This window comes from Candidatus Electronema sp. JM, assembly GCF_048287415.1.
Classification (GTDB): Bacteria; Desulfobacterota; Desulfobulbia; order Desulfobulbales; family Desulfobulbaceae; genus Electronema.
In genome coordinates this window covers 25,434-51,693 of the sequence record NZ_JBLWEN010000012.1, presented here as the reverse complement: position 1 = coordinate 51,693, position 26,260 = coordinate 25,434, and the positions used below count along the sequence as shown (strand labels likewise).

Below are 26,260 nucleotides of genomic sequence, written 5' to 3'. Positions count from 1 at the left end.
CCTCAGCTCTGGTGGCGGGCTACTTCAGTGAAGGTCAAGACCACCCCGTTCAGCTTGCTGTTTTTTGCGGACAGCGTTCGGGCGTTGACCGTGAGAAAATATTCCTGCCGCCCGGAGTTGCCCTTCAAGCGGATGACTAACGGCTCGCCTTTGTCTGCGTCCGTCCCGGCCAAACGGACAAAATCCGCCGCCTCGGAAAAGATGGTGCCGTCAAGGTCCGTGAAACTGAACTGGCGGGAGCAGAGCGGCAGCCCGACCAAGTCCTTGGCAGGCGCGCCGAACAGGACCGAGGCGACCTCGTTGGCGAAGCAGATGATGCCTTCTTCTGTCACCATCATGGTCGGCGCAGGGCTGGCGGCTAAAATTTGCTCCAAAATCTCGCTCGACTGGCGCAGGGCTTCCTCGGCCCGTTTCTGCCCGCTGACATCGACGATGGAAATCACCATGCCGCTGACTTCGTTGGTGTCATCAATATACGGAATAAACTGCACTAAATACCAGTTGTCCGCATCATGCCGCACCACCTTTTCCCGTTTTTTCCGCGTGCCGAGCAAGCTGTTGAATTCATGCTCCACATCGCCGAGCAGCGGCGCGGCCATGTCGCTGATCCAGCGGCCCACATCCTGCTCCATCAGGTTGATCACCCGGCAGACAGCCGGAGTATATTTGCGGATGCGGAGCTGGCGGTCAACAAAAATAAAGCCGATGTCGGCACTGCAAAACAGGTTGTCAATGTCGTTGTACAGCTCGGTCAGCTCCAGAATTTTGCTTTGATATTCGGTATTGACCGTGCTCAATTCCTCGTTGACCGAGTTTAGTTCCTCATTGGTGCTCTGCAATTCCTCGTTTGATGCCAGCAGTTCCTCGTTTGATGCCAGCAGCTCCTCATTTGAGGTTTGCAGCTGCTCGTTCGCAGCTTGCAGGCTTTCGCGGGTGAATTGAATCTCCCGCTCCAGATCAAGAACATGCCGCCGGATTTCTTCGTCCGCCTTTTTGATGCCGCCGTCTTCGCTCTGACTGCTGGCAGGCAGTTCCTCCAAAGCGATCAAAATGCGGTCATCCTCCGGCAGGAACACGGCCCGAAGCAGGCAACGGCAGCTGTGTTTGCCGCTGACCCGAATGCTGTCGTACACCACTTCGCCGTATTCCTCCTGCCGACACGCCCGGATCGCGCTGGTGACTGGCAGCATCAGCTCCGGGGCCAGCATCCGGCTCAGGGTCAGCGTGATCCGGCCCGGCTGCGGTTGGAGAAGCAGGTCAGTGCGGCCAAAAGTCTCAATAATCTCACCGCTCCTGCTGACCACCAAACAGGCCGAGGCCAGCCTGCTGATGACCCGCTGATAGTAGGCTTCGCGCAGCTCCAGTCTGCGGGCCAGATCAAGATGCCGCTGGCCGAGGCTGCTGTCTGGCGGCTGAATTTTTCCGGCTGGGGCAGCTTTGCGGATGCTGCGGATTTTGCTGGTCATCGGCAGATTGCCCCGGCCTGTGTGCCGGTAGATTTTGATCTGCCGGTCCATGGCAGTAAAGCATTCTGCCGCGTCCATCACCGTCTCGTTGCTGCCGAGAAAAAGAAAGCCGCCTTCTTTGACCGCAAAATGAAAAATGCTCAACACTTCCTTCTGCTGGGCTGGCAGCAGGTAGATGAGCAGATTGCGGCACACCGCCAGATCAAGGCGGGTGAAGGGCGGATCACTGAGGATGTTCTGCCGGGCAAAAATTACCAGTTCGCGGATATGCCGCCGGACGACAAAGCCGTTTTCAACCCGGCTGAAGTAGCGTTCCAGCAGCTCATGCGGCAGATCGGCCGCAATGCCGTCAGGATAGAAGCCTCGGGCCGCCTTTTCCACCGCGAGCTGGTCTAAATCGGTGGCAAAGACTTTGATCTTAATTTTCTTTTCTGCCAACCGGCGGGTCTGAAAATCATGCAACAGCATGGCGATGGTGTAGGCTTCCTCGCCAGTGGAGCAGCCTGCGTCCCATATCCGAATTTCCTCCCTCCCGTCCGCATTTTCAAAAATCAGCGGGATGATTTTTTCCCGAAAATATTCAAATTCGCGTCGGTCGCGGAAAAATTTGGTCACGCCGATCAGGAGATCGCGGCAAAGCAGGCTCACCTCGCTGGGCCGGGGGATTAGAAATTCGGCGTAATCATGCAGGCTGGCGCAGCGGGCCAGAGCCATTCTCCGGGTGATCCGGCGGATGACGGTGAAGGGCTTGTACTGGGTGAAATCAATGCTGGCTTGACTGCGCAGCAAGGCGACGATTCTGGTCAGGGCCGCTTCCTCGTCGGAAGAAACGGCATCTGTCCGCCGCCGGATAAAAGGATGGCGGATGTATTCGGCGATTTTGGCAGGCATTTCCGCTGCTGGGCAGATGTAATCGGCAAGGCCGGTGGCGGCGGCGCTGCCCGGCATTCCGTCAAAGCCTGCATCCGCCGGTTCCTGCACGAGAATCAGACCGCCGCCTTCACGGATTGACGGCAGGCCACGGCTGCCGTCGCTGCCCGTGCCGGAAAGGATGACCGCCACCGCTTTTTCTTTTCGGTCTTCGGCAAGGCTGCGGAAAAAATAATCTATCGGCAGGTGCATGCCACGCTGGCCAGCAAAATCATCCAGCAGCAGCTTGCCGTTGAAAAGATTAAGATGGGTCTGCGGCGGCTGGAGATAAATGCAGTTCGGCTCCGTCATCATGCCGTTTTCCGCAGCGAAGATCCGCATCACAGTGTGGCTGGCCAGCAGTTCGCCCATCATGCTCCGGCAGTTGGGCGAGAGATGCTGCACCACCACAAAGATCATGCCGCTGTCCGCTGGCATCTGGCTGAAAAAACGGATCAGGGCTTCCAAACCGCCTGCGGACGCGCCGATGCCGACCACATGGGTGTCGTGCGGCAGAGCGCCGCTTTGCAGAAAGGACAAGCTCTCCATGCCGTCCTCAGCCGCCGACCTGAATCTGCCGCTCGATAGCGCTGAAGAAATCCTCCAGCACCAGCGGCTTGCTGACATAATCATCCATGCCGGAGGACAGCATCCGCTCCCGGTCGCCGCGCAAGGCATGTGCGGTCATGGCGATCACCGGCAGATGGCCGCCGCTAGCCTTTTCGCGTTCCCGGATGATCCGAGTGGCTTCAAGTCCGTCCATTTCCGGCATTTCCACATCCATCAGCACCAGATCGTACCTGCCGCCTTCCAGATGGCGCAGGGCTTCTCTGCCGTTGGCGGCCTCCTCCACCTTCCAGCCGCGCTGCTCCAGCAGGTATTTCGCCAGCATCCGGTTGGCCTCGACATCATCCACCAGCAGCACCGCCAGCCGTTCGCCAGCCGCAGGCCGCCGGACAGCGAAGCCGCCGCAGCCGGACTTGACTGAAGACGTTGCTCTCTGCCGCGTGGCCGTAGGCAGCACTAAGGTGAAAAAGAAGCAGCTTCCTTTGCCGGGCGCGCTGTCCACCTCGATGATTCCGCCCATCAGATTGACTAATTGCATGGAGATGGACAGGCCGAGACCGGTGCCGCCTTTGTCTTTGCGCGACTGCTCAAAGGCTTCAAAAATTGCCGCCTGCTTGTCCTCCGGGATGCCGGGGCCGGAATCGCTGACCACAAAACGCACCCGCGCCGGATCAGGCGGCCCGGCAGGCAGTGGCTCCAGCAGCTCGACCGTGAAGACCACGCAGCCCTCGTCGGTGAATTTGACCGCGTTGCCCAGCAAGTTGACCAGCACTTGGCGGAGATGGCCAAGGTCGCCGAGCAGGTCCTGCTCCAGCCGTCCTTTCATGACGAAATGCAGGTACAGCCCTTTCTGTTCGGCAAGCACCAGTATTTCGTCGCAGATTGCCCTCATGCTCTCCTCAAGGCAGAACGGGACTGGCGACAGACTGAGTTTGCCCGCCTCAATCTTCGACAAATCAAGGATGTCGTTGATCAGGTCAAGCAGCCGTCCGGCGGAATTGCGGACGATGCCAAGGAAGCGCCGCTGCTCCTCGTTCAGGCTGGTTCTGAGGACTATGTCGGTCATGCCGAGAATGGCGTTCATCGGCGTTCTGATTTCGTGGCTCATGGCGGCAAGAAAACGGCTTTTGGCCCGATTGGCCTCCCGTGCCTCCTGCGCCAGCCGCTTGGCCTTGTTGGCAGCAGTCATCAAGGCCATATTGGCGTGCTCGGTGCGTTTTTTCGCCTGCCGCAGCTCTTCTTCCGCGTGTTTGCGCTCGCGGATGTCGCGGAGAATTTGCACGAGGAGCTGAGTTCCCTCAAATTCAATAATCGCTGTGCTGACTTCCACTGGAATAGAGATTTTCCCCTGCTGGGTGAAAATCGCCGTCTCAATCATCCCGCCGTTTTCCTCTGGCCGGGCGCAGAACTGCCGCACCCGCTCCGCCGAGAAGATGCCGTCCAAACGCGTTCCGATCAGGCTGCGCACTGGCATGTCCAACAGCAAGGCTGCCCGCTCGTTGGCCTCAACAATCAGGGTGCTGCCCACCTGACTGACTAAAATGGCATCGCTGGCGTGATTGAGGAGCAGTTGGTATTTGCGCTCAGAAACCTCCAGCTCGCCGGTGCGGAACTCAATCTGCTTGATCAGCTCGGCGCGGGAATTAAGCAGCACCTGCTCCGCCGCTTTTTCGGATTCAATATTCCGCAGCGAGCAGAGCAGAATTTTGCGGCCCTGATCGTAGTCATCAATCAAATCCATGCGCAGCCGCGCCCAAAACTGCTGTGCCGGAGTGATGCGGAGACGCACGTCAACTTGGGTGATTTTTTGCGCGCCGCTGATCACGGCCTGTCGGGCATCAGTATAGTCATTGAAGGTTTCCGGGCTGACAAAGGAATCCAGCGTCCGCTTGGCCAGCATCTGCCCGGAGAGGCCGAAATATTCTCTGGCCAATTCATTGAATTCACGAATTTGCCCTTCAGGGCTGAGGACAAGAAAGCCGATGGGCGCGTGCTGGAAGAGGTCTGTCAGATGCCGCCGGGAGTTTTCCAGCTCCACCTGCGTGCGGCGCAGCTCCTCATTCTGCATCTCCAGCTCAATGTGAAAAATGTTCAGTTCCTCAATCAGGCTTTTTACATCCGGGGTGCTGGCGACAGATTTCCGCTCCAAACAGGCAACAATTTCTTCAGCCCGCTGCCGCAGTTCGCTGCTGCGCACTGTTTCATTTTTGTTGGCAAAATGTTTCATCACGTTCCGGCGGATAGAGTGAAATAAAAAGTCGTGCCTTGGCCAAGCTCCGATTGCAAGGCGATCTGGCCGCCGTGCCGTTCAATCACCTGCCGGGCGATGGTCAGGCCCAGACCGGTGCCGCCCCCGTATTTGTCTTGGCCGTGCAGTCTTCTGAATATACCAAAGATTTTTTGAAAATGCTTCTCAGGAATGCCGATGCCGTTGTCCCGGATGAAAAAAACTGGCGCAGCGGCAAGCGGCGCGTCCGGCGGCAGCCTGCCGGGCGGATGCCAGCCGACGGTGATGATTTTCTCCGCCCGCTCGTTGTAGATGATGCCATTGCTGATCAAATTATGGAACACTTCGCGGACATACTCGGCATGACAGAGCAGTTCCGGCAATGGTTCAGGCCGCTCAATCCGCACCTTGTTCGCGCTGATCAGGTCGCGCAGGCTGTCCAATGCTTCATCCAGCAGCCGGTCAAGATTGACCGGACGCAGCTCCAAATCCAGCCGGGCGATGCGGGAATATTGGAGAATGCCAAGCACCTGCGCGTCGAGCCGCCGGGCCATCCGCATAATGCCGTCCAGCATTTCGCGACCGTCCGCATCAATCTTGTCGCGGTAATCCTCGGCAAGAAAATGGGCAAAATTGTGCATTCCCCGCAGCGGCTCGCGCAGGTCGTGCGAGATGCTGTAGGCGAATTCATTCAGCCGCTGATTGACCGCCTCCAGCTCGCTGTTTTTTCTCTCTAAATCATGCGTTCGGTCGCTCACCTGCTGTTCCAAGCCGCTTTTGATCTGCTCCAGCTCCATCTGCCTGCGGTTCAGTTCAAAAAAAAGCAGCCGCTGCGGCGTGGTGATGCCGGTGCGGATGAAGGCGCGAAAAACAAAATAGGTTGAGCCAAGGTTGAAGAGATGGCCAAGCATGTTGGCCGGGCCATTCACTTTGGTGTAAAAGATAAACATCAGACCGGCGGCGATGGTGAGCAAAAGGGCTGTGAACAGCAAGCGCAGCACACCTCGGTCCATCTGTTCCCGTCTGTTCCACGTCAGCAGCGCAGAAGAAGCAAGCAGGAAGGCCGCAGTGATCTCACCGGTCTTTTTGAACAAGGTCAGCCCTTCTCCTTCGATAAAGCAGGCAGGAAAATGACGGCTGAAAATCAGGACTGTGCAGAGCACGGTGAATCCTCCCCAAACAGCGGCGGGCAAGGTCGCCTTGATTTCCAGTTCAGGCCAGAAAAGACAGAGTGAAGCTGCGAAAAACGCCAAGGCCTGCTGACTGCGGGCAGCCACCCAGAGTTGGGTGGCTAAATCAGGGGCGCAGAAAGAAAACACGCCCATGCCTTTATAGGCCAGCATGTGAAGAAGATTGAGGAAGCCGATGAACAGGCAGGCCACACCGAGGATGCAGAGATAGCTGTTGCGCATCAGGTGCCGTGCGCTCCAGGTGACAAAAAAAATCCCCCACAGCACCGCAATGCCGTAGATTTCGGCCAAGTTATGGAAAAGCAGATAATTATACTGGCTGACTGCGATCAGTCCAGTCAACGAAATGAGCAGAGCAATCCGTACACAGACACGCTCTTCGTGGCTGCCGGAGGACATGCCCTGCGCTGGCGGCCCGAACGGCACGTTTTCAACGAACCGTTCCGAATCCACAATCAGGGAAGAATGCGGCGGATGCAGGTGATCACCTCGTCAATGTCGAAGGGTTTGGTGACGTAGGCTGCCGCGCCCAGCTCCAGCGCCTGCCGTTCGGATTCCTCCCGCACCAGCACGGTGAAAATGACCACCGGGATATCCCGCAGAGCAGAATCAGCTTTGAATTGGGCCAGCACCTCGAACCCGTCCTCGCCAGGCATGAAAAAATCCAGCAGGACTAAGTCTGGCTGCGTCTCGCGGGCCAGCCGCAGCCCGGCGCAGCCATCGCCAGCCAGAACTGCCACATAGCCGTTGCGCTTCAGCAGGAGCTGGAGCACCCGGCGGTTGGCGAAATCGTCATCAATGACCAAAATAGTCTGCGGCCTGCCTTCTGCCATGCTGTCACCGTCCTTGTCGCAGCAAGTTCCGTTTATGGCGGAGGTCTTGTCCGGGCGGAGCCTGCGCAAGACCTCTGCCCTCCTTTCATCATACGGCGGGCGCAAGGGGATGGCAAGGCGCAGACTCAGGACGGCGGCAGGACAAACCACCACGTCAGGCCGATGCCGACGGCAAGCACCGCCAGCCCGAAAATCGCCAGCAAAAAAAGAACAATCGCTGTCTGGCCATACATTCTGCGGGGCATTTTTTTCTCAACGTTGTCAGCGGGCATCTTCTCGTGAACAGCGGCCTTGTCATTACCAAAAAAATCCCCCCTTGTCAAACCGGCTGCGGTCTCATTCGGCAACTGGTCAATATCGCTTGAAGACTTGCCTTGACGTTTGCTGTTCTGGAACGCTATACTGTGCTGCGGAAGGAATACCGCTTCCGCCCCGCCTGCTCAGGAGAACTGCCATGACCAGTCAGAACGCTGCAAAAGTATGGACCAAACAGCTTGTTCAAGAGCACGCGCAGGCTGCCGCCGCCGTCGAGCTGTACACCCTGCCGCTGTACCTCACCGCAATGACCTCAATCAAGGACAGAAGGAGCGAGGCCGCACAAATCATCTTCAGTGTGGCGGCAGAGGAAATGCTGCATCTTCAGCTCGCCGCCAATCTCTGCGTCGCCTTGGACACACCGCCAAATTTCAAGCCGCCGCAGTACGGCGCGGACGTGCCGCACATCAAGCCCTATGACCCGGAGACCGGCGAGCGCGGTTTTCTCAATGCGACGCTGGGGCCGCTGGACGACGAGCGGCTGAACATCATGCTGGACATCGAAAATCCAGAGGAAATCCCGGAAGGCATGGCGGTTGACCACAGCACGCCGCAGCATCCTTACAGCTCCATCGGCGAGATGTACGACGGCCTGATTATCGGCATCCGGCAGGTGGGCGCGGAGCAGTTCAGCTGGGACACCCGGCATCAGCAGGCGCACTGGCCGGAGCAGCATTTTCCCCAGATTATATCGAATTACGCGGATGCCCGCAACGCGGTGCAGGCAGTGACCAATCAGGGCGAGGGGCATATTCTTGACGGCGTGCTGAAGTCGCCGCCGTGGACGGAGCACAATTTTCCCATCCCGCCCTACTACCGCCTGCTGCACGATCCCAACGACCCGGAGCCGTACAATGGCTACGCGCATTTTGGCCGCTTCCTCAAACTGAAAAATGGCAGGCTGCCGGAGGTCTTCAGTGGTGTGGAGCGGCCAAATGACCCGATAAATAAGCCATTACAGCAGAATTTCTTTCAATTTTTGCTGATGCTGGAAACGCTCTGGACGAATGGCGGAGTCAATTTTGGCGGCAGCGACGCGCTGTGGGCCGCAGTGCAAGGCGTGATGAAAAATTTGGTCGCCAATGCGCGGGCTTGCTGGAAGGCCGGGGTGATTCCAAACTGGTTTGATCTGGCGGCGGTTGGCGAATGATGCAGTCGCCGGAAGAAATCAGCAAATTTCTCAGCTTGGTGCTGCGGCACAAGCCGGAGCTGATCGGCCTGCGGCTCGACGCTGAAGGCTGGACTGATATCAATGAGCTGATTGCGAAAGCGGCGGCAAAGAACATCGTCCTTTCGCACGAGGTGATTTGCAGCATCGTGCAGACGAATGACAAACAGCGATTTTTTCTGACAGCAGACCGAACCTGCATTCGGGCGAATCAAGGTCATTCGATCCCGGTTGATCTGCATTTGCCGGAACAAGTGCCGCCGCCTTGTCTGTTTCATGGAACAGCGAGCAGATTTTTGCCATCTATCAAAGAAAAAGGACTGCTGCCCGGAGTGCGGCAGCATGTGCATTTGTCAGCAGATGCAGAAACCGCCTTGCAGGTTGGCGCGCGGCATGGAAAACCGGTGATTCTGCGAATTGATGTGGCAAGAATGCACAAGGATGGCTGCGCATTCTTTTTGTCAGAGAACAAAGTTTGGCTGACGCGGCATGTTCCTGCCGAATATATCAGCGTTGCTGGAGAGCAATAGAAAATGCGCAAAACAATCTTGCAGCAGAGCAAAAGTTACAGTTTTTTTGATTATTTCAACTTCAGTTATCCGACCAAGGACATTGCCGCTGAATTCGGCTATACGTATGAGCTGCGGAAGATCAATTTGCCGAAGAGCAAGACAGCAGCGGACATAGAGAAGCTCAAGGCTTCTTTGTATAAAAAATTGCCTCGGATATCGCTTACCTCTGAAGCGGCGAAACGAGAAGTGCTGATCGCCCCTGTTCTGCTAGAGCTGATGGACTACGTTGATATGAATATGGATATTGAATATCCTGTTTATGTCAACGAACAGCTAAAAGGAAATATTGACTATCTCATTCGCTCAAAACAGGAATTTATTGTTATTGAGGCAAAGAATGCCGATATGGAGAAAGGCTTCACGCAGCTTGCAGTTGAGCTGATTGCGCTGGAGAAATATTTTGAGGATATTCCGCAAGATGTTCTCTACGGAGCGGTGACGGTCGGCAATATCTGGCAGTTCGGCAGCCTTGAGCGGGAAAAGAAAATCATCGCAAAAGACATTGATGTTCTGCGCATTCCTTCTGACATGGAACTGCTGTTCCGCATCTTGATCGGCATTCTGGAGCCATAAGCAGGACTGCTCTTGCATGAGTCGGCAGTAACGCTGCGGGATGACAGCGGCGGGGCAAAATTCATGCTGGCATGGAGCAGAAGCTGCCTGTTGCGTTGTGGGGTTTTCGCTGTTGATTTGGTATGCTCTGTAAGCTGGCTGGTTAGGACACTGTAATTTTTCTGTATATCATCCTGAACCTGCAGGACATATGGTTCTGTATAATTCTTTATTTGGCGGCGGAGTGCTTACGAGGAATGCTTGATTTTCTTGAAAAGGTGATTTTGAACACCGTCGGCCCAGCCGTATCACTTGTGCTGGCTGCGCTGATCGGCCAACGAATCTCGGCGAAATGGGCCGAGCGACAGAAGAAACGAGAACATGAACTGGCACTTGTCAACACCTTTTACTCCAGCTACGGCGAGTTCTGCGCGATATGGAAGGACTGGAATCACACGCTGATGGAAGGCGAGTCCTCACCGGATGAATTGAAGACTCGCCGCCAAGAACTCCGTGAACGTGCGTGCCGAGCCGAGGGAGCTTTGGAGTCGGTTCTGCTCAAAATCGCTGCTGAACGCATCCTGACCCAACATGAGCGCGTAGATTTGGGTAATCTCCGGCAAGCCTACCAAGTCCTTCGTGAACGAATCGAAGAACGGGTGAGGATATCATACGGGGCATCGGATCATCCAGACTATTTGGAGTTCAAGAGATTAGCAACACTGCTCGGAGTAATGTTAGCGCAACATAGCGTCCGCGAGCCTTCAGCGATAGAAGCCTTCGAGTCATTCCGCGAGATCACCGACAACAGGCCAGAATCACGCTGGAAGCGAATGGGTCGCTCTCGGTCGTGACGCTTACGCCCAAACCAAGCATTTCCGCTCTTGTTCTGATGAACCTCCTCTCCCTGATCGGCAACACGCCCATAGTCCCGCTGCGGCGGCTGGCATCGCCTGAAGGCGGCGCAATCTACGCCAAGCTGGAAGCCATGAACCCCGGTGGTTCGGTGAAAGACCGGCCCGCGCTGAACATGATCGAGACTGGTGAGGAAAGCGGCCTGCTGACCCCGGACAAAATCGTGCTCGAAGCCACCAGCGGCAACACCGGCATCGGCCTTGCCATGGTCTGCGCGGCCAAGGGTTACCGCTGCTGCTTGGTCATGCCGGAATCGGCGAGCATGGAGCGGCGGCAGATCATGCGGGCCTACGGCGCGGAACTGATCCTCACTCCGGCCCGGCGCAGCACCGACGGCGCGATTGAGAAAGCCTATTCCCTCGCCCTTGCCCAGCCGGAGCTGTATTTCCTCACCGACCAGTTCAACAATCCGGCCAACTGGCAGGCGCACTGCAAGAGCACGGCCCCGGAAATCTGGCGGCAGACCGAGGGCAAGGTGACGCACATCGTCACCACGCTGGGCACCTCAGGCACGGCAATGGGGCTGTCGCGCTGGTTCCGCGAGCATCACCCGGAAGTGCGGGTGGTCGCGGTGGAGCCGTACTACGGGCACAAGATTCAGGGACTCAAGAACATGAAGGAGTCCTACCGGCCTGAAATTTTTGACAAGACCCTGCCGCATCAGATCGTCAATGTGGCGGACGAGGATGCCTTCCGTACCGCCCGCTTGCTGGCGCAGCGCGAGGGCCTCTTGGTCGGCATGAGTTCTGGCGCGGCGATGTTTGCGGCCATGGAGCAGGCGGCCAAGGACAAGAGCAGCTATGTCGTGGCGATCTTCCCGGACGGCGGCGAGCGCTATCTGAGCACGACTCTCTTTGTCCGCAAGGAGAAGGAGGAAAGCCAGGAAGGGAAAATCCGCTATTGCAACTCGATGAGCCGCAAGAAGGAGGTCTTCAAGCCTGCGGATGCGAAAAGCGTGACCTTCTACGCCTGCGGCCCGACCGCCTGCGAGCCGCCGAATTTGGCGCACTGCCGCCGCATGGTGACAGCGGATTTGATGATCAGACATCTGCGCTTCAGCGGCTTCGAGGTCAAATCGTTCATGAACTTCACCGATCTGGACGACAAGACCATTGCGGGTGCTGAGAAAGCCGGGCAGCCGCTGGCCGCCTTCACCGAACGCCATATCTCCCTTTTCCGCGAGGCGATGGGCATTCTCGGCATCAACGACTTTTCCGGCTATCCCCGCGCCTCAGAGCATGTGGCCGAGATGATTGAGATCGCGCACAAGCTCATCCACAAGGGCTATGCTTACGAAAAGCACGGCTCAATTTATTTCGACATCTCGAAATTCAAGAAATACGGGCGGCTGTCCGGGATTGACCTGAGCAAGATCCAGACCGGCTGCACGGTTGACCTCGACAACTACGACAAAGACAATCCCCGCGATTTCACCCTGCTCAAGCGTTCCACTCTTGGCGAGCTGAAGAAAGGCATCTTCTTCGCCACGGACTGGGGCAATGTGCGGCCCGGCTGGCATATCGAATGCACAGCCATGTCCACCCGGCATCTTGGCGAGACCATTGACATCCACACCGGCGGCCAAGAGCTGCTCTTCCCGCATCACGAGAACGAAATCGCCATTGCTGAGTCGCTGACCGGCAAGCCGCTGGCGCAGTATTGGCTGCATTCCGGCCTGCTGCTCCATAATGGCAAAAAAATGGCCCAAGAATCCGGCAACGTGGTCACGCTGCAAGAGGTGCTGGATAAAGGCTACAGCGGGCGGGAAATCCGTTTCATGCTCTTGGGCGTGCATTACCGCAAGTCCATCGAATTCAGCTGGAGAAAGCTCGATGCCTTCCGCAACGCCCTGAAACGAATTGATGAATTCACCCGCAAGCTGCTCTGCCTGCCGCCCGGCCTGCCAAATCCGGCACTTGGCCCGCTCACCGCCGAGCTGGAGGCGCAGTTCGCAGCGGCTCTGCATGATGATCTCAATATTTCCGGGGCCATCGGCGCATTGTTCGAGTTCATCAAAAAGGCCAACCCGGCCCTGCTGACGCGGACGATTGATCTGGAGCAGAAGAATGCGGTCTTCGCCTGCCTGCGCCGGATGAATCTGGTGCTCGGCTTCCTGCGCTTGGACGAATGCGCCTTAGCCCCGGAGATCAACCGCCTGATTCAGCAGCGCGAAGAGGCCCGCCGCCGCAAGGACTGGGCTGCCGCCGACGCGGCCAGAGCCGAGCTGCTCCGCCGGGGCGTGACCGTGCACGACACCGCCAGCGGCCCGGTCTGGGAGCAGAACGAAGCCTGCCGCGCCTGCGGCAAGGCAGACCGAAATGAGGGTTGATTTTCGCTGACCAGCGCGGTATATTTGTCTCCAGTTCATCCCGCCCATCCGCGCCAATAGCTCAGCAGGATAGAGCAACGGCCTTCTAAGCCGTAGGTTGCAGGTTCGAGTCCTGCTTGGCGCACCAAGTAATATCAAGAGGTTAGCTTCACTTCTCGTTTTTCATCAACAAGCAGCTCCCCACCATATTCCCCACATTTTTCCCTGTTTTCGCTTTACGGGGAATCGCGGGCTGAAGAAAAACGAGCTGGCCCGGCAGCGCATCCGGTCAGCCTTCGCCTGCCAGAACAAGAATCCGCTGCCTCTCTTCGGCGGAAATCCACATGCCCGCCTTGCTCAGTCAGACAGAGGGTTCAACGGCATCAGTCAGCCCCTGCGCCTTGGCTTCCAGCAGTTCGCCTCTGACCGCGCATCAGGTGCCCATATTTCCTTGAACAGAGCGGCAGCCAGTCTGCGGCCCCAATTCGGTGCAGGTAGAGCAGCGGCGAAGTGTTGCTGACAGCTTCAGGCATGTTTCGCCTCCAGCTCATCCAGTTCCGCCGCCAGCAGCACCTTGTCAGGAATGCCGACAGTGATTTGCTGAGAAGCCATTCATGCACCTCTTTTGAAGAACGTCGGCTGCTGAGGGGAACTTGAAATTGCTATTTTTCAGCTTGCTTGCCCGGCTCTTTGTTTTCATCGTCGCTGCCAGATGAATTCTGCTCCGCCATAATGTCCTGATACATTTTCAGAAAAGACACCATAGGCAAAGTTACAGCACCCCAAGGGCCGCGTGAACTTATCGTTATCAGAAACTCTCTGGCGGCAGCATAAAGAATTGTTGAGCCATTAATAAACAAGAGTTTTTCAGGCTCTGGCCAGTCTGGCTGCACTGCAAAGAAACCCAAGGAAACAAGATGGATTGAATATGGAACAGGACTTTTCTCCTCTTCCTGAAGCAGGAGAATTTCAACAGAAACCTGATACAGGCCATTTTCATTCTTTGCAACTGATGGAGCAATTTTGAAAATCGGTTCCTGATGTTCTTCGATACTCCTATATTCCGGGTTGGCGACAACCTGAACTACAGGAAAAAAGTAGTTGTCAAGCCTCAAAGGCGTATTCATCATAACCGTCAGAAGTAAAAGTATTCTTTTGCTCTGCTGTTATTGAAGCGGGCGGCATGGTCACGCTCCATTCTCCGACCGGTTTTTTCTTCTTCCCCCCGGTTTCGACCAATCGGAGATGAGAGCGATTCCATGTCTGGGGCGGCACGTTAATCAACTTGTTTTTCTTCGGACGCACTTCAACAACGATGCCCGCCTTTGCCAAAATGCTGACTAATGCGTCAATGGTGAACTTGCTGATTTTGCCAGTTGAAATATCACTGATGCGCGGCTGGCTGACCCCTAACACTTCAGCAGCCTTTTCTTGTGTGAGATTTTTCCGTTTCAGGTATTGACGGATTTCATCCATCAGCCCGCTTTTGATCTCCAGCACGGCCTTTTCTCCTGGATCATCAAACAGCGCATCCCATACATTGCTGAATCTTTCTCCCATATTATTTCCTCCCGGCAATTTCTTTGTACCGCTCCTTAGCTGTCTCTATGTCTTTCTTGCTGGTTTTTTGAGTTTTTTTCTGAAATGCGTGAAGAACGTAAACAATATCTTCAAACTTAGCAACATACATCACCCGGAAGATGTTTTTATCTTCCTCAATCCGTATCTCGTTCACTCCTGAACCGACGGTCGGGAAGGGCTTCCAGTCGTCCGGTTCTTCACCCTTTTGCACCTTGCCAAGCTGGTATCCTGCATCCTGCTTTGCAGCATCAGGAAACTTTTTAATGTCTTTCAAGGAGGAGCCGAGAAACTCTAACTTTTTTTCTGTCACTGTTTATTATATAAAATTTTATATATTTTTAAAAGTGCAAATATGAACCATCATTGCGCAGGAAAGACTCACGCCGCCTTATCATACAAATACCCCTGAAAATCAATAAACGAGCTGCGGATTGCGCTGATGCTGCCCAGCCGCTCCACGGCATCGGCCACCTGCATATATTTGAGCTGCAGCAGGCTGGTCAGCTTGTCCGTGTCCAGCTCGGCAACACCCGCCTGAACATATCTCGACAGGACAAATTCAATGAATTCCTGCTGGCTGGCATCCAGCAGAGGCATGACCTTGCGCCGGGCGTGGTCAGCCCGCGCTGTTCGTGAAACAGGCGGCTCGGCATAGGCGACATACTCCAGCACGTCAAACAGGTCACTGTCTTCCGCTCTGATCAGCCGTTGCTCTCGCCCTGTCCACAGAATCTCTCGCACCAGCAGATCATCTGGCGTGAAGCTATTGTTTGTCGTTATTCCTTTGGGTAAAGTTTGTAACACGCAGCTTTGATTAACCTTGCACTGAGCGGACTTGTTTCATCTTTTGCATATTTAAGAACACACTCGCTGCTGTTCTTGATTCCAATTATTGCGGACTTTTTCTTTACCTCACTTTGATTAGGGAATTCTTTCCGGCATATTTGCATTGTCTCACTTGCTACTGTATCGTTTTTCACCCCAGGCATTTTGTCCAAAATACATTCAAAATAGTTTGACGGGCCGAACCATCCTTTAAACCAGCCACCTTTTGCCTCTTTATTATCAGGCGGTTCAGGAATATTTACTGACGATAGAGACAGGTTGTTTTCTGCAATATCTTTTTCTACTCTTTTTCTGAATTCTTCAAGATGATCAGGTTCTTCAGTTTTGCTTTGCGTGGCGTAGTATTGATCCAAGTTCCCGGAATCAACAGCGTCAGATACTATTTTTTTCCAATCAACAGGAGGCATTTTTTTCAATGAGTTATTGTTAGATGGATGTTCGTACCGAACAGATAGCCTTGTTGGCCCGCTGCTTGACACTCTTTCTCGGCCGACTTTCTCTTGCCGAGAAAAAGCCTCCTCCTTATTTGCACTCATTATATTTGCCGAATTGATATTGTCTGTGTTCATATCGGAGACGATATACAGCTTTCCCATATACTCAACATCAAGCTGTTTAACATGGGACAGGGGGATTCGGTCATCAAGATTTCCATTCCTACAGATTAGGGTTCCGTTTGTAATTGTTAATAAATCACATCGCAGGTGCTGTTCTCGCCCTTGCTCATCCGCCTTAACCCGAAACTTTGTATCCAGATCGGACAGAGCCAAGGCGTTTGCCGGGGCCATCAGTGCTGAGAGTATTATCAATGCACAAGATATTTTCATGATAACCTTTTTCGATAGAGTATTATACCAACGCGCTCAATATGCTCTTTCAGCTTCTCATGCTGGAGCGTGTCAAAAATCAGCACATCAATGCTGTACGGCAACAGCAACTCATCCAGCTCATCGTTTATCGCCCACAGCTCCTGCAAGGACAACGCGGCCCCGTGCAGGCTCAAATCAATATCCGAGCCGGGCTTGTAATTCCCCTTCGCCCTTGAGCCATACAAAACCGCCCGCTCAACCGCCGGATGCCGGGCAAACACAGCGCAGATTTTGCCGACCGTCTCACTGCTGAGGCCATGCGGATTCATTCGCCGCTGGCCTGCGCCGCCAATGCGCTGAACGTGCTGGCCAGCCGCTCAAAGACCGGGTGAAACTGCTCAAGCACAGCGGCAACGATTTCCTCAGCAGTTTCTTGGTTGTAGGTGTGCAAGCTGAGATTCCGCGCCCTGATCATGTCCATGAGCGTTTCCGCGTCCGCCGCATTGATCAGGCCATTTTTAAACGCCGAGCGCACCGCGTTTTTCGAGCCAATAAGCCCAATTACGCCCTGCGCCTCCAGATAATCCTTGAGCAGATTCCAGCCCAGCTCATGGGTGAACTCAAAATCTTGCACCAGCCCCTGCTTTTCCAGCTCAGAGAGCCTGCGCTGCTGCGCCAGCTCCGCCGCCTGCCGCAAGGTCTGCAAGGCCCGGAGAAAATTGTCAAGCCGCTGCTGCCAGCGCACATCTTCAGACATGGCATTGCTCCTGCCCATTTTCCAGCAGCCCGCCGATCTTCGCCAATATCTCCGCCGCTTCCTCATCAAGCTGCCGCATCTCCTCCAGTATCTCCTGCGGCTCCCGCAGCGCGGCCTCATCCTTCCGGTTCGGATTCTTCACGGAAAGATCAAAGGCAGCCTTGTCCACGGCGGCAACGTCCACCGTCCAAGAGTTCTCTGAATCCGCCTTGCTCTGCTCCAGCTCGACAAATTCCGCCAAATCGTCTTCAGAAAGCGGCCTTGTCTTGCCGAGCTTCCTGTCTAAATTGAGCTGGTAATACCATATTTTCTCAGTCGGCCTGCCTTTCTCAAAGAAGAGCACCACAGTTTTAACACCTGCGCCAGTAAACACGCCACCGGGCAAATCAAGCACCGTATGCAGGCAACAATCCTCCAGCAGCTTGCGCCGCAGACTCACAGAAGCGTTGTCTGTATTTGAAAGAAAGGTGTTTTTAATGACTATGCCAGCTCTGCCGCCTGCTTTGAGCACTGCAATAAAATGCTGCAAAAAGAGAAAGGCTGTCTCTCCGCTCTTGATAGGAAAGTTTTGCTGCACTTCAGCCCGCTCTTTGCCGCCAAACGGCGGATTTGCCAAGACCACGTTGAAACGGTCTTTCTCTTGCAAGTCACGGATATTCTCTTGCAGCGTGTTGACATGGGCAATGCTGGGAGCCTCAACACCGTGCAGAATCATGTTCATGATGCCGATGACATAGGCCAGCGATTTCTTTTCCCTGCCAAAAAATGTCCGCTTTTGCAGCGTCTCCAAATCAGCGGAACTCAGCTCGCCATGATGCCGGAGATATTCAAAGGCTTCGCAAAGGAACCCGGCGGAGCCTGCCGCGCCGTCATAGACGGTTTCCCCGATTTTCGGCCTGACCACCTTGATGATGGTCTTGATCAGCGGGCGCGGCGTGTAGTATTCGCCGCCGTTGCGCCCGGCATTGCCCATGTTCTTGATTTTGTCCTCATAGAGGCAGGACATTTCATGCTTTTCCGCATGGGAGCGGAATTTCAGCTCGTCAACCCGCTCAATCACTTCCCGCAGCGTGTGGCCGCTCTGAATCTTGTTTTTGATCTCGCTGAAAATTTCGCCGATTTTATATTGAATCGTGTCCGGCCCTTCGGCTTCCGCCTTGAACTGCTTGAGATAGGGAAAAAGCTGATGGTCAACAAACTCCTTCAGGTCGTCGCCGCTCAAGGCCGCCCGATGATCTATCTTGCCTGCCCAGTCTTTGGGAGCCGCCCACGCCTTCCATTGAAATTCCGGCTTGAGGATGGGAGCGCAGCTTTGCCCCGACAGCTCGGCTCTGTCCTGCCGCTCCTGCTCAAAGTCATCAAGATACTTGAGAAAAAGAATCCATGAGGTCTGCTCCACGTAATCAAGTTCACTGGAACAGCCAGCGTCCTTGCGGAGCGTGTCATCTATATTCTTGAAAGTTTGTTCAAACATGGGAAATCAGGCGGCGGAAGAAAGGGGGAACAAAAATCAAAGCTGCGCGGTGCGCTCAGACGGCTGCGGACGCATGGCCGCCGGTTTGATGGTCTTCAATATTTCATCTTCTTCCTGCATGGCAAAATACATGTCCCAGCGCAACTGCACATTCATCCAGAAATCGGCAGAGACTCCAAAGAATTTAGCCAGCCGCAAAGCAGTGCTGGGAGTCATGCCGCGCTTCCCGTTGACAATTTCATTTATCCGCTGATAGGAGACATTGACGGCATCGGCAAGCTCACGCTGTGTCATGCCCATTGGCTGAAGAAACTCTTCAAGCAGCATCTCGCCGGGATGCGTCGGGGTTCTGTGCGTCGGTATTCGTATCATGGCAGTCTGCGGATTCAATGATAATCAGTTATTTCAACATCAGCCGGGCCTTGTTCCGTCCAGCGGAAGCAGATGCGGTATTGATCGTTGATGCGGATGCTGTGCTGTCCCTGCCGGTCTCCGGCCAGCAGCTCCAGCCTGTTGCCGGGAGGCATCCGCAAATCCTCAAGCGCAGCCGCAGAATCAAGCTGATCCAGCTTTCTGCCCGCAATTTTCCATAAATGTTCCGGGCAGGCTTTCCTTGCCGCCTTGGTTGACCTGCCGTTGAACACCGCTTCGGCGGCTTCATGTTTGAAGGACTGGATCATGAAACCATGATAACACAAGAGCCATGCTGTCCGCAATCTTCTCAGTCACGCGGCATTTCTCCCGGCATCTTGATCAAGCCCGCGCCGCCGCCTGAGCAGGATTCTGGAGGCGAGCTGCGCAGTCCGCTGGTTCGAGTTCGGGGCTGCGTACTTCATCCGAACTTCACCTCGAACTAAATTTTTATCTACAATTTTTATAACCTTTTCAGTAGATTAACAGTGTACGCATTCGGCAGCCGCTGGATGATTCAGGCATTTTTTGCGCGTGCGAACCTCGCTGCGTACTTCACTGCGTACCAAATTTTTCAGCGTGACTGACCGGCCCGGCGTTGCGATTGCGAAAGCCGCAGGGCTGCGGCTTTACCTGCGGCTTTGCTTCCGCCGTCCGGCTCGGCAAGAAGTCTGTGCGCTTCCACGCTCCCGGAAAACCCACAATCTGGAGGTGAAGTACGCAGCCCGCTGGTACGAACTACGAGGCGTAACAGATGCCTCGCAGTTCACCTCGCACTAAATTTTCATTTGCAAATCTTATAAACATTCCAACAGATTGACAGTATCAGCATTTGACAGCCGCTGGTGCGGGTTCAGCATTTTTTGACGGTCGCACTTCGCACCTCGCACCAAATTTTTCAGCGTGACTGACCGGCTCGGCTTTGCGTTTGCGAAACCTTCAGGGGTGCAGGTTTGCCTGTAGGTTTGAGCCGCACAGAGCTGGCGAGGGAACCGGCAGACTTGAAAACTGCATCCGCCGCCGCAAATGCCCTCAAAATCAATTTTCGGAGCGGAACGCCCTGCCTTTTTGCTGCCGCTGCTCTGATCGTTGCGCCTTGGGCCTGCTGATCTCGGCTTGCGCTTGCGGAAGGCAGCAGCCCTGCAACCTTGCTGCAACCATCTCCGGCCCGGCAAGCTCCTGATCAGTCAAACGCCGCATTTTCGACAGCTTGCGAAAGCCGCTGCCCTTACGCCTGACCGTTGAGTTATTTTGCGGAAGCAAAAACGCTGCTAATGTTGCTAAACCTGCTAACGTTGCTGATATTGTTCAGCATTCGTTTGCTAACCTTTTGCTAAACTGCTGCTAACTTTTTTTGCGGAACATCGTTGCCCCAGCCCGGCGGGGCATGTTACAGTAAAGGAAGACGCGGGAAGATAACTGACAGGATGGAGGAAGAAATCATGGCGACCAAAATCAAAGAAACCCCTGTGCTGAAAGGAGAGGCGGCCCGCCGTTTTCTTGCAACTATCCGGGAGAACGAGCGGAAGAAGGTGCCGAAAGAAGACTATGAGCGGGCAAAGGAAGCGTACCGGAATTTCAAGGTAGTCTGCTGAGGAATCCTATCTGCAATTCTTTTCAGTTAAACTTCATGTCTATTTTTTTAGTTATAGCAGGTTGTGTTGTTTGCTGCTTCGTAATCACATTAACTGCAACATATATTATTGACCCGCTAATTCTCTATATTGAAAATGGCTTGCTGGCAAGTTGGATAAAAAATGTTTCGTTGCATGTTAAAAAACCGGCTTGGAAATATCGTTATTATTTGATTTGTCCAACAGGAATTCCTGCTGTTTCTTATTTTGTTTATGGATATAGCAGCAAGAGTCTTTTGTTGTCTGGTGGAATATTCCAAGCGATAGGAACTTTAAAGGCAGCTTGCAGTATATATGCTACCGCAACAAAAATATTTGACAAAAATCCTATAAGGGAATGGATACAATTCTTTCCAAGGATAAAACTAAAGTTTCGTCCATGCCCACCCTGTTTAGCAATACAGGAATCATGTGGGATAGCTTCCCTTTGTCTTGATATTGTTGAAGATAATAAGAATTCGTCTATAGACGACAGATTATATGTTATCTCTTTAAATCAAAAGATGATAAAAGAAACAGTTAATTATTTATGCAAAAGAGAAGAAAGGTATAGATTTTTAGAAGAAAGAATAGATGAAAAAATAAAAAATAAAACTTATGAAGCTGAAATAAATATTAAGTCACAACTTGAAAAAATACATCTTTCTGATTTCACCCCAACTATCATTGGTCTGGTTTGGATTGCAATTGGCGTAATTCTTGCCACTATCGGTTCATTGTAGCAACCAGCACTGTTTCACTTCCGCCGCTGCGCCTTAATCTCCTGCCATTTCCGCCAGTCATCCGGGTTGAAAATCTCGTTGACGTGATGCTCCAGCTCCTCATCTGATGCGCCCAGTTCAAGCGCGGTCTCAAAAGGCGACTGCCCATCCTGCCACCAGCGGTATTTTGGCTCGCAACCGCAGGGAATCCGCAGCCTGCCCTGATCGTCAAGATATGGAGCTTTAGGCCGGGCGGCGTGCAGCTCCTTGACCTTCCTGATGGTCTCCTTTGCCTGACCCCATTCCGCCCATTCTTTAGGGCTGGTGTTCGCCTCATTCGTAAGTCCGTCAATAACGCATTCAGGTGCGCCCAGCTCCAGCAGCTTCCTGATGCCGATCAATCCCGCCTTGATCATGGAGCCGACAACCGGCTTGTGCTTCAAGACGAATCTCTCCGCCCGCTCCCGCTCTTCGCTGCCCGCAACAGCTTCCATCAGGCGGGTTTCCCAATCAGCGGAAAACACGCCGCTTGCCGCGCTTGAGCAGGCCGCTGTCTGTTCCTGACCGGCCTTTTCGCTCTCACCCCTGCTGAAGCTGCTAACCTTGCTAACGTTCCCATCAGTGCTGACTTTGCAGACTGCTGACCCGTTGCTGACCTCTGCTGACCTTGCATCTAAAACAAACCGTTTCCGCCCCAGTCCGCCCGCCGCGTTGCGCCGATCAACAGCAGGCTGCGGCATCGCAGGAGGAATTGCGCCGCCTTGGTTCAGCCTGAACCGTTTTCTGTATGCCGTTTCCATGTCCATTTCTTTGTTTCTGCCAGCTCACCCCTGCTAAAGCTGCTAATCTTGCTAACGTCCGCATCAATGCTGGCTTTGCGGGCTGCTGACCCGTTGCTGACTTTTTGGCTGGAATGCCGCTTTAGCAAAAAGTTAGCAAAGGTTAGCAAAAGGTTAGCAAACGGATGTTGAACAATATCAGCAACGTTAGCAGATTTAGCAACTTTAGCAGCGTTTTCGCATCCGCAGAAGAATCAGTCCGCCAAAAAGCTGCTGTTTGATTCCGGGTGAACCTCCCACCATTCGCGGCTTTTCTTCCCGCTCTGGCAGGTGACAGGAGGCTTTTTCTCTCCTGCCGCAAGCTGCGGCTCCAGCAGGTGGTTGTGGGCCTTCAGCGTCTCCACCGCCTTTCGCGCTGTTCCTGCCGAGCGCACCGGGCCGCGCTGGTACATGTCCGGCAAGGCGACTGTCTTCAGCTCGCTCTCATGAATCCAGCGCAGCACCTTTTCCGCATCCAGCAGATGCGCCGCCGGATTGGACGCGCCGCAAATCCGCAGGGCCTCATCCAGATACCATGCCATAGCCTGAATGCCGCACTGCATGGCCCATTTCTCCACGGCCACTGCCGCCGGGTTTTCAAAGAGCTGCACCGTGCCAGCTATCCGGGCCGCGTGTTCCGCCGCCTTGTTCGCCAGTCCGCGCACCGGCTCAAGGGTCTGCTTAGGGCCTGTTTCCGCCTCAACCTGATTGTAGAAGGCAACCCATGCCTGCTTTGCCTCACGGCTCAAGGTCATTGCAGGCGGCTGCAATTCCTGCTTGTTGCTGTCTTCCCGGTATTGCGCCTGCTGTGACAGCAACACCTCGATACGTTCATGAAGACGCTGCACTCCTGCTGTCTCAAGGACATTGACCGCGCTGTATGCCCTGCCGCCCGCCGTGCTGGTCGGCCATGCGGCCAGCATCCGGGAGCCAAGGCCCTGATCCCGCAGAATGGGATTGCTGAAGAAGTCCAGCCCCACCTTGTCCAGCATCATCAGATGCACAGCCAGCCGCCGCCCGCGCAGGCTGCTGGCCCCGTCCATGACCCGGATTCTGTCCACCGGAGAACCGTCCCAGAACTTGGACAAACCCGCTGCCGTGGCAAGGATGGTTTCCTGCCGCATTCCGTGGCCTCCTGTCACCTGCCCGCCCTCATCGGCAAACAGGCCCTTGGACGGCACACCCGCCTGAAACAACTTGTACATGCCCTCAAAGGTGAAGTCAGAAACGAGCCGTTTCTGATCAAGCGGCTTTTTCGGCTTTCGCCGCTGCAATTGCTCAAGGGCAAACTGCTTTTCTTCGGCACTCCGCTTGCCGTCATTGATCAGAACAGACTTTTCCTTGTCCCATGCCGCCAGCTCCATTTCATAGAGGGCGCACAGGCTGTCCATGTCCTTGTCCGCCTGATATTCCGCTTCCCGGTGCGGCCTCAGCACCACCTGATCAACAGCGGACTTGCGCTCGCCGGTGGCGGCTATGGTCAGCAGGAAGAGGGAGAGCGGAAAGCCGCGCCCGTCAATAAGCATGTCCCGCAGCGGCTGCGCGGCAAGATTGGCCGAAGCAAGCACGCATTGAGCAATCAGGGCATCAGGAGCCTGCACCGCCTGCTGAATGTCCCGGCAGGCCGCCTCCATCACCGGCCCCAGCACATGAAAAGGGAAAGGTTCAGACAGCTCATTTTTCTTGATCAGCGGCAAGGGACTGTCCGGCTGCTCTTTAGCATGTCCAACCATGCCGCCCAGCCGCTCCAGAACAGCCTTGCCCGCCTGTTCCGCCTTCTTGAACTGCTCCTGTATCGCTTCGGCGGACAGGTCGTTGAAATCCTTTTTAACGGGCTTGTCCGTGAAGCAGGAATCATCAGGAACAACAAGAAAAACGGACATGTATTTATTGCTGTTCCTGACACGCTCCGCCGCTTTCAATGCCGCCCGCTGCCCGGTGAAGGTTGTGTCCGAATCAACCAGAACAAAAACTTGGCTGAACCTTCCGTGCATGTTCCCCATTTCGGCAAGGTTGCCCGCATCGCCGCAGACCATGCCGCTGTAGCCCATAGCCAGCATTGCGGAAAGCGTGGTTTCTAAACCTTCGCCTATGACAAGGCTGCGGCTGTCGTTGTACAGCAGCACGGCAAGGCCCTTTTTCGCCCCCTGATAACGGGTTTCGCACTTCCGGCCCTCAGCATCCAGCAGGGTTAAATGGACGGCTTCCGGGGCTTCTGCGGCCTCTGCTGCAAAAGGGTGCCGCATGGCGCAGACTATGGAGAGCTGGCCTTTATGTTCGTTCAGGCGCATATTCAGGGGAATCTCTTCCAGCTCAATTCCCCGCAGAGCAAACGCCTTGCGGATGATCTCCGCCGCTTCCTTATCGTGTCTGGAATTGCTCCAGATATGAGCGGGCAGGTTGTTGTTGTCCTTGGCTTTGCCTCCAGCCGGGCTTACGGAGCCATTCAGCGGCCTGCGCTGGCCGTTCGCTAGCTCCCACTCAGGCAGCAGTCCTCTGGCCCGCAATTCATCTTTCACGGCCTGATAACCGCAGCCCGCATGACAGTGAACCGTTATGCCGTCTGCGCTGTCCGTAATCGACAGAGACGGGTTCTTGTCTCCATGCGCCGGGCAGCAGGTCAGCCAGCCGCCCCCGTTCTTCTTCTCCTTGCCATTGCCCAGCGCGTGGGCTATGTTTTCCGCCAGACTCATGCTGCCGCCCTCCTTGTATCCTTTGACATTGAGGAAAGAGCAGAGTAAACAGAGAACAACCTTGTCCTGCAAAGGAACTGGCGAGCGTTCCGGGGCCGAAGGCCTGGCAGCGAGACAGCCTCGGAACGCGCTTTTCCATTGCAAAACCGGTTGATTACCTGTATAATATCTCTGCGTTCAAGTTGACTTCGTTGTTTTGGCCGCTGATCTCTTCCCAGATCATGCGGCTTTTCTTTGGCCGTCATGCCTTCCCTCCTGCTCCCGCTTCGGAATAATCCGGTGCCCTTCCATGAAGGCAACTACGTCCTCAACCTTGTAGCGGATGGATGACCCTATTTTTGAATAGGGGATGCCCTTGCACTGGCAGCGGTCGTTCCGCAAGCTCTGCACGGCCCGGCCTGTCATCGTGGAAACTTCCTTCTCGTTAATCCATTTCGGGGTTGTCATGGTTTCACCTTGTGTTGAGTGAGTGTTCAGGCAGCTCTGCCTTGTTCCTTCGTATTGTATCGTTATACTGCTGAGAGGCTGAAAAAACCGTTCCCTTAATACGGACGTAATAAATTACATGAGTAAAATTAAAATGTTGCCTGATTTTAACCTTGAAAAAAATGTGCTAGGCTTTTGCAGAGCTGAATTGCCCAAGCTGTGCGAGCGGAAAAGGAAGGGGATAAGCGGGGAGTAAAGAACAGTGCGTTCAAAAGGTTATGGCTTTTTGGAGGGTATCAAACTTTTCCAGTAATTTTCTAAAATTGCGGCCCTCTTTTTCCTCGGTTGATATAGTTCGTTAAGTTTTTCCAATTCTTCATGAAGCTCATAGAGAGCATAATTAAGGTCGTTGCGATTGCGCCACCAGTTTTTAACTTTGCGTAATTCTGAATAAAGGGACTTTCTCGCTGAATCAATACTGCTGTAGGGAAATTCCTGCTGCACTCTTTTAAGAGCTTCTTCCCGACTCTTTCCTTCGTTGCGAACCAGGCGGACATATCTCATGTACGCCTGACGATGGTCAGTGGTCTGTCTGTTTCCCTTCTTTCCGCTGCTCAGGCCCAATGCCTGCACCACCCGCGCATTCCGTTCATGCGAATCGTCGTCATCATTTATTTTTTTGTAGGCTTCACGGGCGGCGGCAAGCTGCTTTCTTAATTCTTCATTTTCTTTCATCGCCTTACTGAAATAGTATTTATCAAGTTCTGCATCCATAGCATATTGTTGGATAGTGTCCCGTAACGGCTCAGGAAGGCTGGAAAGATGCTTGTCTCTTGTCCATAAAGGTGAGACTATTGGATATTTAGGGCGTTCTATCGGAGGATTTCCAAAAAATATTTGATATTCCCTTAGAATGTTTCTGACTGGTTGCAGGTATCCCGGCAGGAGATCAAGCATTTCTTCCCGCGCAGCACGGAAGCTGTCGTCCAGCTTTATTTCATAGGGATAAATACAATTTATTTTGTTTGCTTTTAAATATTCGCATGTAATTTCTCCGTTACTTACACGCTGGTATCTCTGTAAACACT

The 26,260-nt window shown here is 54.3% G+C and carries 29 protein-coding genes and 1 tRNA gene; 10 read left to right on the top strand and 20 right to left on the bottom strand.

Annotated elements, in window-relative coordinates; genetic code table 11:
- Positions 1-2: 2 nt before the first annotated feature.
- Genes ACNKH6_RS02830 through ACNKH6_RS02815 form a run of 4 tightly spaced genes read right to left on the bottom strand, consistent with a single transcriptional unit; the run spans position 3 to position 7,261 of the window.
- A complete protein-coding gene (locus ACNKH6_RS02830; RefSeq protein ID WP_417914033.1) occupies positions 3-2,924 on the bottom strand; it encodes a chemotaxis protein CheB in 2,922 nt (973 codons plus the stop codon).
- 7 nt (positions 2,925-2,931) lie between these two features.
- Positions 2,932-5,169, bottom strand: coding sequence for a response regulator (locus tag ACNKH6_RS02825; RefSeq protein ID WP_417914032.1), 2,238 nt, complete (start codon positions 5,167-5,169; stop codon positions 2,932-2,934).
- Complete coding sequence (locus ACNKH6_RS02820) at positions 5,169-6,812, bottom strand: MASE3 domain-containing protein (protein WP_417914031.1); 1,644 nt, start codon at positions 6,810-6,812, stop codon at positions 5,169-5,171. Before ACNKH6_RS02820 ends, ACNKH6_RS02825 begins: the two co-directional genes overlap by 1 nt.
- A gap of 2 nt (positions 6,813-6,814) precedes the next feature.
- Positions 6,815-7,261, bottom strand: coding sequence for a response regulator (locus ACNKH6_RS02815; RefSeq protein WP_417914030.1), 447 nt, complete (start codon positions 7,259-7,261; stop codon positions 6,815-6,817).
- Positions 7,262-7,646: 385 nt separating this feature from the next.
- Here ACNKH6_RS02815 and ACNKH6_RS02810 point away from each other — a divergent pair, with 385 nt between their 5' ends.
- From ACNKH6_RS02810 to ACNKH6_RS02785, 6 genes are all read left to right on the top strand, one after another.
- Positions 7,647-8,657 carry a ferritin-like domain-containing protein gene (locus tag ACNKH6_RS02810; protein ID WP_417914029.1) on the top strand — a complete coding sequence of 337 codons (1,011 nt, stop codon included), beginning with the start codon at positions 7,647-7,649 and terminating at the stop codon, positions 8,655-8,657.
- Positions 8,654-9,205: an RNA 2'-phosphotransferase gene (locus ACNKH6_RS02805; protein WP_417914028.1), complete on the top strand. Its 552-nt coding sequence runs from the start codon at positions 8,654-8,656 to the stop codon at positions 9,203-9,205. Before ACNKH6_RS02810 ends, ACNKH6_RS02805 begins: the two co-directional genes overlap by 4 nt.
- Positions 9,206-9,208: 3 nt before the next feature.
- Positions 9,209-9,820 (top strand): hypothetical protein, encoded by a 612-nt coding sequence (locus tag ACNKH6_RS02800; RefSeq protein WP_417914027.1) that lies wholly within the window; start codon positions 9,209-9,211, stop codon positions 9,818-9,820.
- 236 nt (positions 9,821-10,056) lie between these two features.
- Positions 10,057-10,653, top strand: a complete 597-nt coding sequence (locus tag ACNKH6_RS02795; RefSeq protein ID WP_417914026.1) for a hypothetical protein — start codon at positions 10,057-10,059, stop codon at positions 10,651-10,653.
- Positions 10,654-10,691: 38 nt separating this feature from the next.
- On the top strand, positions 10,692-13,043 hold the full coding sequence (gene cysS, locus ACNKH6_RS02790) for a cysteine--tRNA ligase (RefSeq protein WP_417914025.1): 2,352 nt from the start codon (positions 10,692-10,694) through the stop codon (positions 13,041-13,043).
- 50 nt (positions 13,044-13,093) lie between these two features.
- Positions 13,094-13,170 (top strand) — tRNA-Arg (locus ACNKH6_RS02785).
- Between the two features lie 235 nt (positions 13,171-13,405).
- Here ACNKH6_RS02785 and ACNKH6_RS02780 read toward each other — a convergent pair.
- From ACNKH6_RS02780 to ACNKH6_RS02730, 11 genes are all read right to left on the bottom strand, one after another.
- Positions 13,406-13,555, bottom strand: coding sequence for a hypothetical protein (locus ACNKH6_RS02780; RefSeq protein WP_417914024.1), 150 nt, complete (start codon positions 13,553-13,555; stop codon positions 13,406-13,408).
- 129 nt (positions 13,556-13,684) lie between these two features.
- Positions 13,685-14,152, bottom strand: coding sequence for a hypothetical protein (locus tag ACNKH6_RS02775; protein ID WP_417914023.1), 468 nt, complete (start codon positions 14,150-14,152; stop codon positions 13,685-13,687).
- On the bottom strand, positions 14,127-14,582 hold the full coding sequence (locus tag ACNKH6_RS02770) for a helix-turn-helix domain-containing protein (RefSeq protein WP_417914022.1): 456 nt from the start codon (positions 14,580-14,582) through the stop codon (positions 14,127-14,129). Before ACNKH6_RS02770 ends, ACNKH6_RS02775 begins: the two co-directional genes overlap by 26 nt.
- Position 14,583: 1 nt before the next feature.
- Positions 14,584-14,877, bottom strand: a complete 294-nt coding sequence (locus ACNKH6_RS02765; protein ID WP_417914021.1) for a type II toxin-antitoxin system RelE/ParE family toxin — start codon at positions 14,875-14,877, stop codon at positions 14,584-14,586.
- A 104-nt stretch (positions 14,878-14,981) separates the two neighbouring features.
- Complete coding sequence (locus ACNKH6_RS02760) at positions 14,982-15,344, bottom strand: type I restriction-modification enzyme R subunit C-terminal domain-containing protein (RefSeq protein ID WP_417914020.1); 363 nt, start codon at positions 15,342-15,344, stop codon at positions 14,982-14,984.
- Positions 15,345-15,379: 35 nt separating this feature from the next.
- The gene (locus ACNKH6_RS02755) at positions 15,380-16,237 is read right to left on the bottom strand and encodes a hypothetical protein (RefSeq protein WP_417914019.1); all 858 of its coding nucleotides are present in this window, start codon (positions 16,235-16,237) and stop codon (positions 15,380-15,382) included.
- A 35-nt stretch (positions 16,238-16,272) separates the two neighbouring features.
- Positions 16,273-16,587 (bottom strand): nucleotidyltransferase family protein, encoded by a 315-nt coding sequence (locus ACNKH6_RS02750; protein WP_417914018.1) that lies wholly within the window; start codon positions 16,585-16,587, stop codon positions 16,273-16,275.
- Positions 16,584-17,015: a nucleotidyltransferase substrate binding protein gene (locus ACNKH6_RS02745; RefSeq protein ID WP_417914017.1), complete on the bottom strand. Its 432-nt coding sequence runs from the start codon at positions 17,013-17,015 to the stop codon at positions 16,584-16,586. The genes ACNKH6_RS02750 and ACNKH6_RS02745 overlap by 4 nt, the downstream gene beginning before the upstream one ends.
- Positions 17,008-18,489: an N-6 DNA methylase gene (locus ACNKH6_RS02740; protein ID WP_417914016.1), complete on the bottom strand. Its 1,482-nt coding sequence runs from the start codon at positions 18,487-18,489 to the stop codon at positions 17,008-17,010. Before ACNKH6_RS02740 ends, ACNKH6_RS02745 begins: the two co-directional genes overlap by 8 nt.
- A gap of 36 nt (positions 18,490-18,525) precedes the next feature.
- On the bottom strand, positions 18,526-18,861 hold the full coding sequence (locus ACNKH6_RS02735) for a HigA family addiction module antitoxin (RefSeq protein ID WP_417914015.1): 336 nt from the start codon (positions 18,859-18,861) through the stop codon (positions 18,526-18,528).
- A gap of 14 nt (positions 18,862-18,875) precedes the next feature.
- Positions 18,876-19,169, bottom strand: a complete 294-nt coding sequence (locus ACNKH6_RS02730) for a type II toxin-antitoxin system RelE/ParE family toxin (RefSeq protein WP_417914014.1) — start codon at positions 19,167-19,169, stop codon at positions 18,876-18,878.
- 6 nt (positions 19,170-19,175) lie between these two features.
- On the opposite strand from ACNKH6_RS02730, the gene ACNKH6_RS02725 reads away from it, so the two are divergent.
- Complete coding sequence (locus tag ACNKH6_RS02725; protein WP_417914013.1) at positions 19,176-19,346, top strand: hypothetical protein; 171 nt, start codon at positions 19,176-19,178, stop codon at positions 19,344-19,346.
- Between the two features lie 82 nt (positions 19,347-19,428).
- Complete coding sequence (locus tag ACNKH6_RS02720; protein WP_417914012.1) at positions 19,429-19,680, top strand: hypothetical protein; 252 nt, start codon at positions 19,429-19,431, stop codon at positions 19,678-19,680.
- A 258-nt stretch (positions 19,681-19,938) separates the two neighbouring features.
- Here ACNKH6_RS02720 and ACNKH6_RS02715 read toward each other — a convergent pair whose 3' ends face one another.
- Positions 19,939-20,100 (bottom strand): hypothetical protein, encoded by a 162-nt coding sequence (locus ACNKH6_RS02715; protein WP_417914011.1) that lies wholly within the window; start codon positions 20,098-20,100, stop codon positions 19,939-19,941.
- 242 nt (positions 20,101-20,342) lie between these two features.
- Between ACNKH6_RS02715 and ACNKH6_RS02710 the strand changes: the two genes are divergently transcribed.
- Both ACNKH6_RS02710 and ACNKH6_RS02705 read left to right on the top strand, forming a co-directional pair.
- Positions 20,343-20,495 carry a hypothetical protein gene (locus ACNKH6_RS02710; RefSeq protein ID WP_417914010.1) on the top strand — a complete coding sequence of 51 codons (153 nt, stop codon included), beginning with the start codon at positions 20,343-20,345 and terminating at the stop codon, positions 20,493-20,495.
- Positions 20,496-20,530: 35 nt separating this feature from the next.
- On the top strand, positions 20,531-21,256 hold the full coding sequence (locus tag ACNKH6_RS02705) for a hypothetical protein (protein WP_417914009.1): 726 nt from the start codon (positions 20,531-20,533) through the stop codon (positions 21,254-21,256).
- Between the two features lie 14 nt (positions 21,257-21,270).
- On the opposite strand, the gene ACNKH6_RS02700 is transcribed toward ACNKH6_RS02705, so the two are convergent.
- The 4 genes from ACNKH6_RS02700 to ACNKH6_RS02685 all read right to left on the bottom strand — a co-directional run bounded on the left by ACNKH6_RS02700 (position 21,271) and on the right by ACNKH6_RS02685 (position 25,729).
- Positions 21,271-22,035, bottom strand: a complete 765-nt coding sequence (locus tag ACNKH6_RS02700) for a hypothetical protein (protein WP_417914008.1) — start codon at positions 22,033-22,035, stop codon at positions 21,271-21,273.
- Between the two features lie 233 nt (positions 22,036-22,268).
- A complete protein-coding gene (locus ACNKH6_RS02695) occupies positions 22,269-24,746 on the bottom strand; it encodes a DUF3987 domain-containing protein (RefSeq protein WP_417914007.1) in 2,478 nt (825 codons plus the stop codon).
- Between the two features lie 219 nt (positions 24,747-24,965).
- Positions 24,966-25,193, bottom strand: a complete 228-nt coding sequence (locus ACNKH6_RS02690; protein ID WP_417914006.1) for a hypothetical protein — start codon at positions 25,191-25,193, stop codon at positions 24,966-24,968.
- Positions 25,194-25,489: 296 nt separating this feature from the next.
- Positions 25,490-25,729, bottom strand: a complete 240-nt coding sequence (locus tag ACNKH6_RS02685; RefSeq protein ID WP_417914005.1) for a hypothetical protein — start codon at positions 25,727-25,729, stop codon at positions 25,490-25,492.
- Positions 25,730-26,260 lie beyond the last annotated feature (531 nt).